16 protein-coding genes are annotated in these 17120 nt (G+C 64.7%); 9 read left to right on the forward strand and 7 right to left on the reverse strand.

Annotated elements, in window-relative coordinates; translation table 11 throughout:
* The first annotated feature begins 146 nt into the window (after positions 1 to 146).
* From ACSHT2_RS08515 to ACSHT2_RS08545, 7 genes are all read left to right on the forward strand, one after another.
* The gene (locus ACSHT2_RS08515; protein WP_440641174.1) at positions 147 to 1088 is read left to right on the forward strand and encodes an ABC transporter permease; all 942 of its coding nucleotides are present in this window, start codon (positions 147 to 149) and stop codon (positions 1086 to 1088) included.
* Positions 1089 to 1106: 18 nt separating this feature from the next.
* Positions 1107 to 1994 (forward strand): ABC transporter permease, encoded by an 888-nt coding sequence (locus ACSHT2_RS08520; protein WP_440641175.1) that lies wholly within the window; start codon positions 1107 to 1109, stop codon positions 1992 to 1994.
* Positions 1994 to 3643 carry an ABC transporter ATP-binding protein gene (locus ACSHT2_RS08525; protein ID WP_440641176.1) on the forward strand — a complete coding sequence of 550 codons (1650 nt, stop codon included), beginning with the start codon at positions 1994 to 1996 and terminating at the stop codon, positions 3641 to 3643. Before ACSHT2_RS08520 ends, ACSHT2_RS08525 begins: the two co-directional genes overlap by 1 nt.
* Positions 3644 to 3902: 259 nt before the next feature.
* The gene (locus tag ACSHT2_RS08530; protein ID WP_440641177.1) at positions 3903 to 5408 is read left to right on the forward strand and encodes a M81 family metallopeptidase; all 1506 of its coding nucleotides are present in this window, start codon (positions 3903 to 3905) and stop codon (positions 5406 to 5408) included.
* 13 nt (positions 5409 to 5421) lie between these two features.
* Entirely contained in the window at positions 5422 to 6594 is a 1173-nt protein-coding gene (locus tag ACSHT2_RS08535; RefSeq protein WP_197967681.1) for a M20 aminoacylase family protein, read from the forward strand.
* The gene (locus ACSHT2_RS08540) at positions 6587 to 8008 is read left to right on the forward strand and encodes an amidase (RefSeq protein ID WP_440641178.1); all 1422 of its coding nucleotides are present in this window, start codon (positions 6587 to 6589) and stop codon (positions 8006 to 8008) included. The genes ACSHT2_RS08535 and ACSHT2_RS08540 overlap by 8 nt, the downstream gene beginning before the upstream one ends.
* A 304-nt stretch (positions 8009 to 8312) precedes the next feature.
* On the forward strand, positions 8313 to 9203 hold the full coding sequence (locus tag ACSHT2_RS08545; protein WP_440641179.1) for a crotonase/enoyl-CoA hydratase family protein: 891 nt from the start codon (positions 8313 to 8315) through the stop codon (positions 9201 to 9203).
* Positions 9204 to 9317: 114 nt separating this feature from the next.
* Here the strand turns inward: ACSHT2_RS08545 and ACSHT2_RS08550 are convergent, their stop codons facing one another.
* From ACSHT2_RS08550 to ACSHT2_RS08560, 3 genes are all read right to left on the reverse strand, one after another.
* Positions 9318 to 10295 (reverse strand): NADPH:quinone oxidoreductase family protein, encoded by a 978-nt coding sequence (locus ACSHT2_RS08550; protein WP_440641180.1) that lies wholly within the window; start codon positions 10293 to 10295, stop codon positions 9318 to 9320.
* Entirely contained in the window at positions 10295 to 10903 is a 609-nt protein-coding gene (locus tag ACSHT2_RS08555; protein WP_440641181.1) for a 2-hydroxychromene-2-carboxylate isomerase, read from the reverse strand. Before ACSHT2_RS08555 ends, ACSHT2_RS08550 begins: the two co-directional genes overlap by 1 nt.
* Positions 10904 to 11037: 134 nt before the next feature.
* Positions 11038 to 11739, reverse strand: a complete 702-nt coding sequence (locus ACSHT2_RS08560; RefSeq protein WP_440641182.1) for a glutathione S-transferase N-terminal domain-containing protein — start codon at positions 11737 to 11739, stop codon at positions 11038 to 11040.
* 130 nt (positions 11740 to 11869) lie between these two features.
* Here ACSHT2_RS08560 and ACSHT2_RS08565 point away from each other — a divergent pair, with 130 nt between their 5' ends.
* Positions 11870 to 12892: a methionine synthase gene (locus ACSHT2_RS08565; RefSeq protein WP_440641183.1), complete on the forward strand. Its 1023-nt coding sequence runs from the start codon at positions 11870 to 11872 to the stop codon at positions 12890 to 12892.
* A gap of 5 nt (positions 12893 to 12897) precedes the next feature.
* Here the strand turns inward: ACSHT2_RS08565 and ACSHT2_RS08570 are convergent, their stop codons facing one another.
* The 4 genes from ACSHT2_RS08570 to ACSHT2_RS08585 all read right to left on the reverse strand — a co-directional run bounded on the left by ACSHT2_RS08570 (position 12898) and on the right by ACSHT2_RS08585 (position 15416).
* Positions 12898 to 13077 (reverse strand): hypothetical protein, encoded by a 180-nt coding sequence (locus tag ACSHT2_RS08570; RefSeq protein ID WP_440641184.1) that lies wholly within the window; start codon positions 13075 to 13077, stop codon positions 12898 to 12900.
* Positions 13078 to 13279: 202 nt separating this feature from the next.
* Entirely contained in the window at positions 13280 to 13897 is a 618-nt protein-coding gene (locus tag ACSHT2_RS08575; RefSeq protein WP_440641185.1) for a hypothetical protein, read from the reverse strand.
* Positions 13898 to 14029: 132 nt separating this feature from the next.
* Positions 14030 to 14557 carry a xanthine phosphoribosyltransferase gene (gene gpt, locus ACSHT2_RS08580; protein ID WP_440641186.1) on the reverse strand — a complete coding sequence of 176 codons (528 nt, stop codon included), beginning with the start codon at positions 14555 to 14557 and terminating at the stop codon, positions 14030 to 14032.
* Positions 14558 to 14678: 121 nt separating this feature from the next.
* On the reverse strand, positions 14679 to 15416 hold the full coding sequence (locus ACSHT2_RS08585) for a competence/damage-inducible protein A (protein WP_440641187.1): 738 nt from the start codon (positions 15414 to 15416) through the stop codon (positions 14679 to 14681).
* A gap of 283 nt (positions 15417 to 15699) precedes the next feature.
* Between ACSHT2_RS08585 and ACSHT2_RS08590 the strand changes: the two genes are divergently transcribed.
* Entirely contained in the window at positions 15700 to 17118 is a 1419-nt protein-coding gene (locus ACSHT2_RS08590; protein WP_440641188.1) for a circularly permuted type 2 ATP-grasp protein, read from the forward strand.
* Positions 17119 to 17120 lie beyond the last annotated feature (2 nt).

Consider the following 17120-nt stretch of genomic DNA (forward strand, 5'->3'; position numbering starts at 1 on the left):
CTACGGCGCAGCCCTTGGCACACAATTTGCCCTAAGAGGACGGCGTCTCCGGGCGGCCTTTCCAGCCCAAGTGTTAGGCATGATAGACACGACAGAGTTCACGGGAGCCTCGATGTTCCACACGTTCCGTAGCCGGAGATAAGTGCATGCTGGGTTATCTTATTCGACGCGTTCTGGCCGCGGTGCCCGTGATGGGCGTCGTCGCGCTGTTCGTGTTCCTGCTTCTGCGGCTGACTCCGGGCGATCCCGCCGCGATTCTCGCCGGCGACAACGCGACGCCGGAACGGCTCGAGCGCATCCGCACCTCGCTCGGCCTGAACGAGCCCCTGATCGTGCAGTTCATCACCTGGGTGAACAAGCTTCTGCACGGCGACCTCGGGACATCACTGATCTCCAACCTGCCGGTGATGAAGATGATCGGCCAGCGCGTCGAGCCGTCGATCTCGGTCGCGCTGTCGACCATCATCCTCGCAGTCATCATCGCCGTTCCCTTGGGAGTGATCGCGGCCTGGAAGCACGGCACCTGGATCGATCGCTTCGTGATGGGCCTGTCGGTGCTCGGCTTCTCGGTGCCGGTGTTCGTGATCGGCTATGTCCTGATCCAGATCTTCGCCATCGACCTGCGCTGGGTGCCGGTGCAGGGCTTCCGCAGCATCTCGAGCGGCTTCGGGCCGTTCTTCGAGCGCATCATCCTGCCGACCTGCGCACTGTCCTTCATCTACGTCGCCCTGATCGCGCGCATGACGCGCGCAGCGATGCTCGATGTGCTCGGCGAGGATTATGTCCGTACCGCGCGCGCCAAAGGTATCAACGAGGTCGCGGTGATGATGCGCCACGCGCTGCGGAACGCCGCGGTACCCGTGATCACCGTGATCGGCACCGGCTTTGCGCTGTTGATCTCCGGCGTCGTCGTCACCGAGAGCGTGTTCAACATCCCCGGCATCGGCCGCCTCACCGTGGATGCGGTGCTGGCGCGCGACTATCCGGTGATCCAGGCGATGATCCTCCTGACGTCGCTGATCTATGTCGTCGTCAATCTTCTCATCGACGTCGCCTACACCCTGCTCGATCCCCGGATCCGGTACTGAGGCAAGGATAAGATACAAATGTCGGTCGATACCCTTCCCCAGTCGTCCATTCCGATCACGTCGCCGCTGCGGCCGCGATTCGGATTCCTCACCTCGACGCCCATCATTGCGACTGCGACGGTCCTGCTCACGCTGGTCGTGGCGATCTCGATCCTCGCGCCGCTGATCGCGCCGCATGATCCGATCCAGCTCGCGCCGTCGCAGCGGCTCAAGCCCTCCTCCGCACAATTCCTGCTTGGCACCGACGCCTACGGCCGCGACCTGTTGTCGCGCGTGATCTATGGCGGCCGTATCTCGCTTCTGATCGGCATCGGCGCGGCGATCATGTCGATCGCCATCGGGCTCGCGATCGGCCTCGTCTCCGGCTTCTTCAAGCTGGTCGATTCCATCCTGATGCGCGTCATGGACGGCCTGATGGCGATGCCGAGCATCCTGCTCGCGATCGCCGTGGTCTCGCTGTCCGGCGCCAGCCTCTGGACCGTGCTGATCGCGATCACCATTCCCGAGATTCCGCGGGTGGCGCGCCTGGTCCGCTCGGTCGTTCTGTCGGCGCGCGAGGAGCCTTACGTCGAGGCCGCGATCTCGGTCGGCTCCAGCCTGCCGAAGATCATGTGGCGCCACCTGATGCCGAACACGGTCGCGCCGCTGATCGTCCAGGGCACCTATGTCTGCGCGAGCGCCATTCTGACGGAGGCCATCCTCTCCTTCCTCGGCGCCGGCATCTCGCCGGAGACGCCGACCTGGGGCAACATCATGGCCGAGGGCCGCCAGTATTTCCAGATCAAGCCGTCGCTGATCTTCTGGCCGGGCCTCTTGCTCTCGATCGCCATCCTCAGCATCAACCTGATCGGCGACGCCGCCCGCGATGCACTCGATCCGCGCATGAAGCAGCGGGAAGGCAAGTGATGACCAACACCATCCTCGACATCAACAACCTCGTCGTTTCCATCGGCAAGAAACCGAAGGGCGCGAACATCATCGACGGCATCTCGATCCAGGTGCGCGAGCGCGAGACGCTGTGCCTCGTCGGCGAAAGCGGCTCGGGCAAGTCGGTGACGTCCCTCACCACGATGGGCCTCTTGCCGAAGGGCACGCTGGTTCCCACCGGCGGCAGCATCAAGCTGGTCGGCGAGGAGCTGCTCACCGCCACCGACCGCCGCCTGCGCCAGCTTCGCGCCACGCAGATGGCCATGATCTTCCAGGAGCCGATGACCGCGCTCAATCCGGTGGTCCCGGTCGGCCGCCAGATCGACGAAGTGCTTCGCGCGCATACCGATCTCGACGCGAAAGCGCGGAAGAAGCGTATCATCGACATGATGGAGCAGGTGCGCCTGCCCCAGGTCGAGCGCATCTTCGCCTCCTATCCGCACGGTCTCTCCGGCGGCCAGCGTCAGCGCATCATGATCGCGATGGCGCTGGTTCTGGAGCCGAAGCTTCTCATTGCCGACGAGCCGACGACCGCGCTCGACGTCACCACGCAGAAGCAGATCCTGACCCTGATCCGCGACCTTCAGCGCGATCACGGCACTGCCGTGCTGTTCATCACGCATGACATGGGCGTGGTCGCCGAGATCGCCGACCGCGTCGCAGTGATGCGGCAGGGCCGCCTGGTCGAGACCGGCGCGCTCGAGACCGTGCTGCGCAATCCGACCATGGAATACACCCGCAACCTGCTCGCCTCGGTGCCGAGCCTGGTGCCGCGGCAGCCGCGCGAAGAGAGCCGCGAGCCGGTCGTGCTGGAGGCCAACGAACTCAGCAAGGTCTATAAGGAGCGCGCCTTCTTCGGCAAAGGCCGTGAGGTCGTCGCCGCCGACAAGGTCACGCTGACGCTGCGCAAGGGCCGCACCCTCGGCATCGTCGGCGAAAGCGGCTCGGGCAAGTCGACGGTGGCGCGCTGCATCGTCCGCCTGATCGATCCGACCTCCGGGGGCGTGCGCCTCGCCGGCCGCGAGATCGCCGACATCTCGCGCCGCCTGCTCCAGCCGCACCGGAAGAAGATCCAGATCGTGTTCCAGGATCCCTACCGCTCGCTGAACCCGCGCGTGACCGTCGGCGACAGCATCGCGGAAGGCCCGATCAACTACGGCGTCTCCCAGGCCGATGCGATGAAGCGGGCGCGCGAGCTGCTCGAGCTCGTCGGCCTGCCGGCAGATGCCGTGTCGCGCTATCCGCACCAGTTCTCCGGCGGCCAGCGCCAGCGCATCGCCATTGCCCGTGCACTCGCGCTCGATCCGGACGTGCTGGTCGCGGACGAAGCGGTCTCCGCGCTCGACGTTTCCGTGCAGGCACAGGTGCTGGAACTGCTCGACGAGATCCAGAAGCGACTCGGCATCGCCATCCTGTTCATCACCCACGATTTGCGCGTCGCTGCGCAAATCTGCGACGAGGTCGTGGTGATGCAGCATGGCCGCGTGGTCGAACAGGGTCCCGCCGCCGAAGTGCTGACGCATCCGAAGGAGGCCTACACCAGGGCTTTGCTGGAGGCCGCGCCGGGCCGAGGCTGGGACTTCGCGAACTTCCGGCCGGTGGCCGAGGGCGTGGCGGCAAGCGCGTAAAATCTCTCCTCCGTCATTCCGGGGCATCGCGAAGCGATGAGCCCGGAATCCATCGGACGGCAGACTCTGCAGCAAAATGGGTTCTCAGGTGCGCAATTGCGCACCATAGTTTGCGCCCAAGTGGGCGCGCCCCGGAATGACAGCGCAGCAGCATTCCCAAAACGTCTTGACCCTATGCATGGCGCGATTGCTTCCCGGCTTGCTCTTGCGGCAAGGCCGGGGCTAACGTCGCGCGCACTTTCAATTGGGACTGAACTGAATGACACGTATCGCCATCGGCGGCTTCCTGCACGAGACCAACACCTTCGCTCCGACCAAGGCGACATTTGCGGACTTCCAGCATGGCGGCGGCTGGCCGGCGATGACGGAAGGCGCCGACGTGCTGAAGGTGATGCGGCGCATCAATGTCGGCCTCGCCGGCTTCGTCGACAGCGCTGCAGCCAGCGGCTGGGAACTCGTTCCGACGATTGCCTGCGGGGCGAGCCCCTCTGCCCATGTCACCAAGGACGCATTCGAACGCATCGTGAAGGTGATGGTCGACGGCATCGCAGCCGCCGGGCCGATCGATGCGGTCTATCTCGACCTGCACGGCGCCATGGTGACGGAGCATCTCGATGATGGCGAAGGCGAGATCCTGGCGCGCGTGCGCCGTGTCATCGGCAAGGATGTTCCGCTCGTCACCAGCCTCGACCTTCATGCCAACGTCACGCCCGAGATGATCGAGCATGCCGACGCGCTGATCGCCTACCGCACCTATCCGCATGTCGACATGGCCGAGACCGGCCGCGCCTGCGCAAGACATCTGGCGCTGCTGCTGCAGACGAAGCAACGCTTCGCAAAGGCGTTCCGGCAATTGCCGTTCCTGATCCCGATCAGCTGGCAATGCACCAACGATGAGCCGACCAAAGGCATCTACGAAAAGCTCGCCGCGCTGGAGGGCGATGCGGTTCCGACACTTTCTTTCGCGCCCGGCTTCCCGGCAGCGGATTTCCGCGACTGCGGGCCGAGCGTATTCGCCTATGGCAAGACGCAGGCGGACGCCGACCGCGCAGCCGATGCGATCGTGAAGCTGATCGAAAGCCACGAAGACGATTTCGACGGCAAGATCTGGTCGCCAGACGATGGCGTGCGCCATGCCATGGAACTTTCGAAGCACGCGAGCAAGCCGATCATCATCGCGGACACCCAGGACAATCCCGGCGCCGGCGGCGACTCCGACACGACAGGCATGCTGCGTGCGCTGGTGCGCAACAAGGCGAGCGCCGCGACCGGCGCGATTTACGATCCGGCATCGGCCAAGGCCGCGCATGCGGCCGGCGTCGGCGCCACCGTAACGCTCTCGCTCGGCGGCAAGTCCGGCATTCCCGGCGACGAGCCCTATCGCGAGACCTTTCTGGTGGAAAAGCTCTCCGACGGCCGCTTCACTGCACCCGGTCCCTATTATGGCGGCCGCGAGATGGAGATGGGACCGTCCGCGTGCCTGCGCATCGGCGACGTCCGCGTGGTCGTTTCCTCGCACAAGGCGCAACTCGCCGACCAGGCGATGTACCGCTATGTCGGCATCGAGCCGACCGCGCAGAAGATCCTGGTCAACAAGAGTTCGGTCCATTTCCGCGCCGATTTCGAGCCGATCGCGGAGAAGCTGATGATCTGCGCCGCCCCCGGCGCAATGCCGGCCGACACGGCTTCCCTGCCCTGGACGCGGCTGCGGCCGGGCATCCGCATCAAGCCGAACGGCCCTGTTTTCGATCCTCCCTCACGCTAACTGGACAGGACACATGCCCACGATCGACCGCATCGACGGCTACGCCGACGAACTCACCGCTATCAGGCGCGACCTCCACGCTCACCCCGAGATCGGCTTCGAGGAAGTGCGCACCTCCGGCATCGTCGCCGACAAGCTGAAAAGCTGGGGCATCGAGGTGCATCGCGGCCTCGGTGGCACCGGCGTGATCGGCGTCATCAAGGGCAAGGGTTCGAGCGGCAAGCGCATCGGCCTGCGCGCCGACATGGACGCGCTGCCGATGGAGGAGAACACCAACCTGAAATGGAGCTCGAAGATCCCCGGCCGCTTCCACGGCTGCGGCCATGACGGCCACACCACCATGCTGCTCGGCACCGCGCGCTATCTCGCCGAAACCAGGAATTTCGACGGCACCGTGCACCTGATCTTCCAGCCGGCCGAGGAAGGCCTCGGCGGCGCCCGCGCCATGATCAAGGACGGCCTGTTCGAGAAGTTTCCCTGCGACGAGCTCTACGGCCTGCACAACGCGCCCGATCTCAACCATGGCGAGATCGCGATCCTGCCCGGCCCCGCAATGGCCAGCGCCGACTTCTTCGACCTCCGCATCACCGGCTACGGCGCGCATGGCGCGATGCCCGAACGCTCCAAGGACGCGGTGATCATCGCCACCACGCTGGCGCAGGCGATCCAGACCATCGTCAGCCGCAACGTCGAGCCGCTGCAGGCCGCGGTGATCTCGATCACGCAGATCCATGCGGGTTCCGCCTACAACGTCATTCCCGGCGACGCGCATCTTTGCGGCACCATCCGCACCTTCTCGAAAGAAGTCCGCACCCTGATCGCCGAACGCATCCGCACGATCTGCGCCGGCATCGCCAGCGCCTATAGTTGCGTGATCGACGTCGACATCCGCGACACCTTCGACGTGCTGGTCAACCAGGTCGAGCAGTCCAAGGTGGTCGAGGAGGTCGCGCGCACCATCGTCGATCCCGCCAACGTGATCACCCGCACCCAGCCGAAGATGGGCAGCGAGGATTTCGCCGACATGCTGCAGACCGTCCCCGGCGCGTATTTCTGGGTCGGCCATGACGGCTCGGTGCCCGTGCACAATCCCGGCTTCGTGCTCGACGACAAGATCCTGCCGATCGGCGCCAGCATGTTCGCCCGCATCATCGAGACGCGCATGCCGGTGGGAGCCCATGCATAAAAAGAGCGTCGAAGAGGCGGTCACCTCGCTGCACGATCTGTCCGCGGTCGATCTGATCGCGGGCTATCGCGCAAAGCAGTTCTCGCCGAGCGAGGTGCTGGAAGACCTGCTCACGCACGTCGCTGCGTGGGAGCCGTACCTCAAGGCACTCTATGCGTTCGATCCCGACGGTGCGCGCGAGGCCGCAAAGGCCTCGACCGCGCGCTGGACCGGCGGCGAGCCGTCCGGCGCGCTCGACGGCGTGCCTGTCACGGTGAAGGACAACATCGCGACCAAGGGCGTGCCGGTGCCGCTGGGCGCGGCCAGTGTCAAGCTCGTGCCGGCCGAGAAGGACGCCCCGCCGGCTGCGCGGCTGCGCGAGGCCGGCGCGATCATCTTCGCCAAGACCACCATGCCCGATTACGGCATGCTGTCCTCCGGTCTCTCCAGCTTCCATGCGCTGGCCCGCAATCCCTGGGACCTCTCCAGGAATCCAGGCGGCTCAAGCGCAGGCGCAGGCGCTGCCGCAGCGGCCGGCTACGGTCCCTTGCATCTCGGCACCGATATCGGCGGCTCGGTGCGCCTGCCCGCCGGCTGGTGCGGCCTCGTCGGCCTGAAACCGAGCTTCGGCCGCGTGCCGATCGATCCCACCTATGTCGGCCGTGTCGCCGGTCCCATGACCCGCACCGTCGACGACTGCGCGCTGATGATGAGCGTGATCGCAAAGCCCGACCGGCGCGACGGTATGAGCCTGCCGGCCGAACCGCTCAACTGGAAGGGGCCGGAGAAGTCGCCGAGAAAACTGCGCATCGGCCTGATGCTCGATCCCGGCTGCGGCCTGCCCCTGGAGAAGCCGGTGCGCGAGGTCGCGGTAAAAGCGGCGAAGACGTTCGAATCCGCGGGCGCGGTCGTGACCGAAGTCGACGGCATCCTCACGCGCGAGATGCTCGACGGCCTCGACAATTTCTGGCGCGCGCGGATGTGGGACGACCTGTCCAAGCTGGCGCCGGCCGAGCAGGCAAAGGTGTTGCCCTATATCTTCAAGTGGGGCGAGTCCGGCGCCAGGCTCTCCGGCGTCGACGTGATCCGCGGCTTCAACCAGACCATGGCGATCCGCGCGGCGGCGTCAAAGCTGTTCTGCGAGCTCGACTATGTGATCTCGCCGACCGCGCCGAACGTGAATTATCCGGCGGAGTGGGCCTCGCCGACCAACGATCCCATGAAGCCGTTCGAGCACATCGCCTATACCGTGCCGTGGAATATGTCGGAGAACCCCGCGATCTCCGTCAATGGCGGCTTCGACGCCAAGGGCTTTCCGATCGGCGTGCAGATCGTCGGCCGACGCTTCGACGACATCGGCGTGCTCGGCATGGCCAAGGCGTTCGAGGGCCTGCGTGGTCCGCAGCGGCCCTGGCCCAAGCCGCCGGCGACGTAAGACGCGCAGTCATCCCGGGAAGCGCGCCCTTTAGGCGCAAGCCCGGATGACCTGGGACAGGCAACCTGCGGAGCCTCTTGCTTACCCTCCCCTGGAGGGGGAAGGTCGGCTCACGTGGAGCGCAGCGACATGTGAGACGGGGTGGGGTGACGGTCTCTCCGCGTCCGACAGTGCCCGAGAGGAGAGATCACCCCACCCCGCCCGCGCTACGCGCGATCGACCCTCCCCCTCCAGGGGAGGGTAAGGAAAACTCAAGCCCTCTGCCGCTCACGCAACGAAAAGAAACAAAGGAAGGAGACCACCCATGGCGTATGAGACGATCAAATACGAGGTCGCCGAGCAGATCCTCACCATCACGCTGAACCGGCCCGACAAGCTCAACGCCTTCAACGCGCAGATGCAAGCAGAGCTGATCGACGCGTTCGATGCCGCCGACAAGGACGACAACGTCCGCGCCATTATCGTCACCGGCGCCGGCCGCGGTTTTTGCGCGGGCGCGGATCTTTCGTCCGGTGCCGACACGTTCGACCGCGACGCGCGGCGGGGACCTGTAAGGCGTTCGGCCGACGGCAAGGTCGATTACAGCGATCCGCAGGTTCGCGACGGCGGCGGCCAGGTCACCTTGCGCATCTTCAAGTGCCTCAAGCCGGTCATCGCCGCGGTGAACGGTCCCGCGGTCGGAATCGGCGTCACCATGCAACTCGCGATGGATATCCGCATTGCTTCGGAGGCCGCACGCTTCGGCTTCGTGTTCTCCCAGCGCGGCATCGTGCCGGAGGCCGCCTCGAGCTGGTTCCTGCCGCGCATCGTCGGCATCTCGCAGGCGCTGGAATGGTGCTATTCGGGCCGCGTCTTCCCGGCGCAGGAGGCGCTCGCCGGACGTCTCGTCAGCAAGGTCGTCGCGCCGGATGATCTGCTGCCAACCGCCCGCGCGCTCGCCAAGGAATTTGCCGCGAAGACCGCGCCGGTCTCGGTCGCGCTGATCCGCCAGATGATGTGGCGCATGATGGGCGCGGACGATCCGATGGAGGCCCACAAGGTCGACAGCCGCGGCATCTACGCCCGCGGCCGCTCCGACGACGTCAAGGAAGGCGTGGTGTCGTTCCTGGAAAAGCGTCCCGCGCAGTTCAAGGACAAGGTATCGACCGACATGCCGGATTACTTCCCCTGGTGGACGGAGCGGGAGTATAAATAACTTACGATCATTCCGGGGCGCGCGAAGCGAGAACCGGAAATCTCGAGATTCTCTGGTGCGCAATTGCGCACCAGAGTTCGCCCTTCGGGCGCCCCGGAATGACGGCGAGGAATATCACTCCATCACCAGCGCCACGCGCCCGATCGCCTTGCGGTCGATCAACAGCCGCATCGCCTTCGCATAGTCCTCCAGCGGCAGGCGGTGCGAGACGTTGGGGCGCAGCTTGCCCTCCTCCGCCCATTGCAGCAGCATCTTCAGGCGCGCTTCGCCAAGCGCAGGATTTCTCCGCACCGCTTCCCCGGCGCGCACACCGAGCACGCTGGCGCCCTTGATCAGCAGCAGATTGGTCCTGGCCGAGCCGATGCCGCCGGTGAAGCCGATCACGAGGAGCCGCGCGCCCCAGGCGATGCAACGCATCGAGTCTTCAAAAACCTGGCCGCCGACCGGATCGAACACGACGTCCGCCCCGCGACCCTCGGTGATGCGCTTGACCGCATCCCGAAACGGCTCGCGGTCGTAGCGCACGAGATGATCGGCGCCGCGCGATTTCGCAATCGCAAGCTTCTCGTCGCTTGAAGCCGTTGCAATCACGATCGCGCCCAGCATCTTGCCGATCTCGACCGCGGCCAGCCCGACGCCGCCGCCAGCGCCATGCACCAGCAGCACCTCGCCCGGCTCGACCCGGCCGCGATCGATCAGCGCGTGATACGCGGTGCCATGGCCGGCGAGATAGGTCGCGGCCTCGGCGTAGTCGAACGTCGATGGCATCGGCGTGAGTTGGGCCGGCGTTACCGCCACTTCATCAGCGAAGGCACCATGGCGCATCTTGACGATGACCTTGTCGCCAACCGCAACGCCCCTTGCCTCCGATCCCACCTCGGTGACATCTCCGGCAGCTTCCATCCCGGGCGTGAACGGCAGCTCAGGCTTCAGCTGATAGTCGCCGGCCGCCATCAGCACGTCAGGGAAATTCAGGCCGGCGGCGCGGATCGCGACGCGCACCTCGCCCGGCTTCAGGGCGCGCGAGGCAAGCTCCTCCAGCCGCAACGTCTCGGGCGCACCGAGCGCGCGGCAAACGACAGCGCGCACCATCAGGCCGCGCTCGCCTTGTTGCGCAGCAGCGCCTCGCGGATCAACGGCAGGCGGTCGTTACCGAAGTACATGTCGGTCTTGTTTACGAAGATGGTCGGCGAGCCGAAGCCCCCGCGGGCGACGACCTCTTCGGTATTGGCCTTGAGCTGGTCCTTGATTCCCTGCTCCGAAATGCCGGCAAAGAATTTCTGCTCGTCGATGCCGATTTTCTTGCAGATTTCGGCGAGCACCGCGTCCTGCGAAATATCCTTGTCCTCGCCCCAATAGGTCTCGAACACGGCCGTGGCAAACGGCACCATGTCTTTGCCCAGCCAGAGGCAGCCGCGCATGGCCTTGACGCTGTTCACGGGGAACACGGTCGGCGGCATCTTGATCGCAAGGTCCGCCGAGCGCGCCCAGTCCTGAAGGTCCTTCTTCATGTAGCGCGCCTTCAGCGGCACCGGCTTTTCGCGCTGGGCGTAGACGCTCGGATTGACCGTGTTGAAGATGCCGCCGACCAGGATCGGCCGCCAGGTGATCTCGGCGCCCAGCTCCTTGGCCAGCGGCTGGATGTTGTGGAAGGCGAGATAGGTCCAGGGGCTGGAACAGTCGAAGAAGAATTCGATCATGGCGTTTCCTTTGCTGACGGACCTCATCCTGAGGAGGCCGCGGAGCGGCCGTCTCGAAGGATGGCCACCCGCGATAGTCGGGCCTTCATGGTTCGAGACGCGCCTGCGGCGCTCCTCACCATGAGGAACGGGCACTACGTCTTTCCTAACAATTCCTTCGCACGCCGGCCGAACATGATCTTGCGTGATTCATCGTCGAACGGCTCTTTCACGAACTTGCCGATCGCGAGCCCGGCCTGCACCTGCGGCCTCGCACGAACCTCGGCATACCAGCGTTTCACGTTCGGATAGTCGTCGAGCGTAAAGCCTTGCGCCTTGTGGGTCATGGTCCAGGGGAAGCAGGCGATGTCGGCGATGGAATAGTCACCGGCCACATAAGTACCGGTTTTGCCGATCTGCCGGTCAAGCACCCCATACAGCCGGGCCGCCTCGTCGCGATAGCGCGTGATCGCGTAAGGGATCTTCTCGGCGGCGTAGAGCGCAAAATGTCCATGCTGGCCGAGCATCGGTCCCAGCCCGGCCATCTGCCACATCACCCATTGGATCGTGGTCGAGCGCCCGCGCAAGTCCGTCGGCAAGAACCGGCCGGTCTTTTCCGCGAGATAGATCAGGATGGCGCCGGTCTCGAAGGCCGAGAACGGCGGCCCGCCGTCGGCAGGATCGTGATCGACGATGGCCGGGATACGGTTGTTCGGCGAGATCGCGAGAAACTCGGGGTTGAACTGCTCGCCGGCACGGATGTTCACGGACTTCACGCTGTAGGGAAGCCCGAGTTCCTCCAGCATGATCGAGATTTTCCAGCCGTTCGGCGTCGGCGCGTAATAGAGATCGATCACGACCTTTCCCCTGGCCTTCTTTGGGCCTTCCTGTCATCGCCGTCGGAATAGAGAGCGACTTTTGTTGTTCTGTACCTTGACGTTAAGTCATGGCAGGAAGAGGCGCAACACAACTGCCGGGAGGGCCGCCATGCTGTTTCCAACCACGATCGCCGGCTCCTTGCCGAAGCCGGAATGGCTGGCCGAACCCAACATGCTCTGGGCGCCCTGGAAGTCACAGGCCGACGAGCTTCTCCGGGCCAAGCGCGATGCGACCCTGATCTGGCTGAAAATCCAGGAGGACGCCGGCATCGACATCGTCACCGAGGGCGAGCAGGCACGTCAGCATTTCGTCCACGGCTTCCTGGAGAAGATCGAGGGCATCGATTTCGCCCACAAGGTCGAGATGGGCATCCGCAAGGACCGCTATAAGGCAATGGTGCCGCAGGTGGTCGCCCCGCTCCGGCTGAGGGGACGCGTCCATGCTTTCGAGGCGCGCGTGGCGCGCACACATACCAGGAAGAAGTTGAAGTTCACCCTGCCCGGCCCGATGACCATCATCGACACCATTGCGGATCGCTACTATGGCGACCGCGTGAAGATGGCCTTTGCCTTCGCCGAGCTGCTCAACGAGGAGGCCAAGGCGTTGCAAGCCGACGGCGTCGATCTCGTGCAGTTCGACGAGCCGGCCTTCAACGTCTACATGGACGAGGTCAACGACTGGGGCATCAAGGCGCTGGAGCGCGCCGCGCAGGGCCTCACCTGCGCCACCGCCGTTCACATCTGCTACGGCTACGGCATCAAGGCGAACACCGATTGGAAGGAAACACTCGGTGCGCAATGGCGGCAGTACGAGCAGATCTTCCCGGCAATCGACGCGAGCCCGATCCAGCAGGTCGCGATCGAGTGCCGCAATTCCAAGGTGCCGCTCGACCTGCTGGCGCTGCTCAAGACCAAGATCGTGCAGGCCGGCGTGATCGACGTCGCCAGCGACACGGTGGAGACCGCCGAGGACGTCGTCCAGGTGATCGACGCGGTGTCGAAATTCGTGCCCAAGAGCAACATCATCGCCACCACCAATTGCGGCATGGCGCCGATGCGGCGCGAGATCGCCGAGGCCAAGCTGATGGCGCTCGGCGCTGGCGCCGCGCTGGCGCGCGAGAAGCTGGGGTGAGACACCTAATTGCGCGGCAGCGACGTTCCGGTTCCGGGCGCGGACTCGAGCGTTCTGACGGCGCTTTGCTGGTGATCGCTCTTGCAAGCATGGCCGTCTAGCGACTTCAGCCCGAGCAGATATTGGCCGTGCTCGTGCATGTTGCTCGTCATGTATCTGTCAATGCGGGTCAGAAAGTTCAGCATTTGACTCTCCTCGATGTTGCACGAGAAGGTAAGCTGCCGGGTATAGCCGATCGATGGGACTGTCAGGACAATGTCATAAAGGCGATATAGCCGTCGCCGGAACGACTTGCCCGCAAGAGCAATAAGATGTCGTCCGCGCCTCGATAATTCGCAATATGAGGAATACGGGCGCCGCAGCACGATGGGAAGTCATAGTGCACGTCTAGCCGAGTGCCGTCGGATGCAGCCTGGGTTGATAACCCGCGCTCAGCGCACGCACCGTCGAGGGCGGCGTCAAGAGCTTGGCGTTGTCGAGCCGCCCCTGAGCACCGGCATAGCCCGCCGGCGACCACCGCAGCACCCTGCCCCTTGTCACTAGAAAACTGGCTTCGCTCTGCAGCACCATCGCCCCATCCGGAAGCTGCTCGATCGGCATCACGAGCTCATGAAGTCGCTTCCTGCCGTGATCTAGTCGCTCGCGATGCAGGACCTCATCGATATCGTGCATGCGGACATCGTGGAGGCGATTGCCTTTCTCCCAGGCGGCGCGAAACCGTTTGGCGTCGTCGCGGCGGCAGAAGAAGCAGGGACGATGGCCGGCGGCGAGCGCGGTGGCCTCATCGAGGAAGAACAGCTCGGTCCAGCTCCGCCGTGCCATCACCGGCCGCCGCCAGCCGCGAAATTCGCACAGGCAGGTGATCCACGCCGGCGACGACCAGCGCCTCTTCAGAAGCGTCTTCGTGGCGGGATCGTGGATGATGCCGCGATTGCCGGTGAAGAGCCCGCGATGTGGGGTGACAATGATGTCGCCGGTGGGCGTGACGCGGTTTTGAAGGGGCATTGAAGCGCGCCAATTTCAGTTTCCGTCATTCCGGGGCGATGCGAAGCGTCGAACCCGGAATCTCGAGATTCTCAGGTGCGCAATTGCGCACCATAGTTCGGTCCTGCGCACCGCCCCGGAATGACCTGTCGATCACGCCGCGCCGTCGCGCAGCGGCGGGTGGTAGGATAGCGCGGTATCCCAGGGGAAGAAGATCCAGGTATCCTGAGAGACCTCTGTGATGAAGGTGTCGACCAGCGGGCGGCCCTTCGGCTTGGCGTAGACGGTGGCGAAATGAGCGTCAGGCAGCATCTCACGCACCAGCTTGCCGGTCTTGCCGGTGTCGACGAGGTCGTCGACGATCAGGAGCCCCTTGCCGGTGCCGCCGCCGAGCTTCATCGCCGCTTCGGAAATTCCCTTGAGGACCTGGAGCTCGCCCTGCTTGTCATGGTCGTAGCTCGCGATGCAGACCGTATCGATGACGCGCACGCCGAGTTCACGCGCGACGATCGCGGCCGGCACCAGGCCGCCGCGGGTGATCGCGATCACCGCGTGGAACGGGCCAACCTCGTTGAGCCGCCAGGTCAGCGCCCGGCAATCCCGGTGGAACTGGTCCCACGAGACCGGAAAGGCCTTGCCTGCCCGCTCCTGCGCACTCAGCTCCGGTGCTTCACCAGCCATCATCGTCTCCTGCTTCGTCTGCCAGCAGCCACGTGCCACAGCATGATCCGGAAAAGTGTGCAGCGGTTTTCCGACAAGATCATCCTCAAATAGCCGCTATAGCGCCCGGCGCGCCGGGGCTCTAGCGGTTGATGTTCAATCCCGCCAGCATTTCCTTCACCGCAGCCATCGCCGCCGCCAGCTTCTCCGGATCGCGCGAGCGCACCACCAGATGGGTGTTGGGCTTCTGCTCCTCGTCCATGAAGGGATAGCTGCCGATGATGGTGTCGGGATGGGCCGCGGCGATCGCTCGCAGCGGGCCGCCGATGTCGCCCTCGCGCGCATTGGCGCGGACCGATTCGGAGAGCATGCGCACGCCCGATTTCAGCTTGGGCGAGACGATATCCATCATCGCCTGCATGATCGACGGCACGCCGGCCATGACGATGACGTTGCCGATCTTGAAGCCGGGAGCGAGGATGGTAGCACTCTGGATCAGCTCGGCACCGTCGGGGATGCGGGCCATGCGCAGGCGGGCCTCGTTGAGGTCCTGCTCGCTCCAGCGTTCGCGAAAGCGGGCGACGACCTCCGGGTGATGGTCGATACCGACGCCGAACGCCTTGGCCACGGCATCAGCGGTGATGTCGTCATGAGTCGGTCCGATGCCGCCCGTGGTGAAGACGTAGGTGTAGCGATGCCGCAGTGCGTCCAGGGCGGCGATAATGTCGGCCTCGTCGTCCGAGACGATCCGGACCTCCTTCAGGTCGATGCCGATATTGGTCAGGTATTCGGCGATGAAGCCGATATTCTTGTCCTTGGTCCGGCCGGACAGGATTTCGTCCCCAATGACCAGGATGCCCGCCGTGACGATGTCGCTCATGCCTTAAGTCCCTCACCTGTGACGCCGACTTTGCCGAGGTAACACGTTGAAGTCACGCGGTTTTGCTTCTGAAATAAGCAGTCCTCAGCCATTTTTTCAGGCAAGCCGCCGGCCGTCCCCGGCAAATGCCCCTCCTCCATGCTTATCGCGCTGGCCCGGCCCTTGCTACCTCCTACGGAAGTCATGCACTCTCACGGCATGGCCACAGGACGTTGCGGTCCTCAGCAAGGCCGAAATGACCTGATCAATGGCGCAACGCCCTGGGGGAGAACAGTCGGATTCTATGGCAGTCGCGTTTGACGAAATGAATATTCCCGGCGGAGACCTTCGCCCCGCCTATCAGGAGCTGGCGCGCTGGCTCGAGGAAACGCCGCCCGAAGCCCTCGAATATCGGCGCCAGGAGGCCGAGCTCCTGTTCCGCCGCATCGGCATTACCTTCGCGGTCTACGGCGATTCCGAGTCGACCGAGCGCCTGATTCCCTTCGACGTGATCCCGCGGATCATGTCCGGCAAGGAATGGGCGCGACTGGAGAAGGGCCTGAAGCAGCGCGTGCGCGCGCTCAACATGTTCCTGCGCGATATCTATCACGGCCGCGACATCCTCCGCGCCGAAATCGTGCCCGACGATCTGATCTTCCAGAACCCGGTGTTCCGCCCCGAGATGAACGGCCAGCAGGTGCCGCACGACGTCTACGTGCACATCGCCGGCATCGACATCGTCCGGGTCGACGCCGACGACTTCATCGTGCTGGAGGACAACGCCCGCACCCCCTCGGGCGTGTCCTACATGCTGGAGAACCGCGAGATCATGATGCGGCTGTTTCCGGATCTGTTCGCCCGCCACAGGGTGGCGCCGGTCGAGCGCTATCCGGACGAGTTGCTCGCAGCCCTGCGCTCGGTCGCGCCGCTGAGCGCGTCCAGCGAGCCGACCGTCGCCCTGCTCACGCCCGGCGTCTACAACTCGGCCTATTACGAGCACTCGTTCCTCGCCGACAAGCTCGGCATCGAGTTGGTCGAAGGCCGCGACCTCATCGTCAAGAACAACGAAGTGTTCATGCGGACGACGGAAGGGCTGAAGCGGGTCGACGTGATCTACCGCCGTGTCGACGACGATTTCCTCGATCCCCTCACCTTCCGTCCCGACTCCGTGCTCGGCGTACCCGGGCTGATGTCGGCCTACGCGGCCGGCAACATCACGCTTGCCAACGCCGTCGGCACCGGCATCGCCGACGACAAGGCGATCTACTCCTACATGCCGGACATCGTGAAATTCTATCTCGGCGAGGAGCCGATCCTGAAGAACGTGCCGACCTGGCGCTGCCGCGAGCCGAAGGACCTCGCCTATGTGCTGGACAATCTGAGCGAGCTCGTCGTCAAGGAAGTGCACGGCTCCGGCGGCTACGGCATGCTGATCGGCCCCGCAGCGACCAAGGCGACGATCGAAGCTTTCCGCGACAAGCTCAAGCGCGAGCCGGAAGGTTTCATCGCGCAGCCGACGCTGGCGCTGTCGACTTGCCCGACCTGCACCGCATCCGGCCTCGCCCCGCGCCACGTCGACTTGCGGCCCTTCGTGCTCACGGGCAGCAAGAGCACCACCATCGTGCCCGGCGGGCTCACACGGGTCGCGCTCAAGGAAGGCTCCCTGGTGGTGAATTCAAGCCAGGGCGGCGGCACCAAAGACACCTGGATCCTGGACGAGTAGAG

The sequence above is a fragment of the Bradyrhizobium sp. PUT101 genome, from assembly GCF_052043945.1.
Lineage (GTDB): Bacteria > Pseudomonadota > Alphaproteobacteria > Rhizobiales > Xanthobacteraceae > Bradyrhizobium.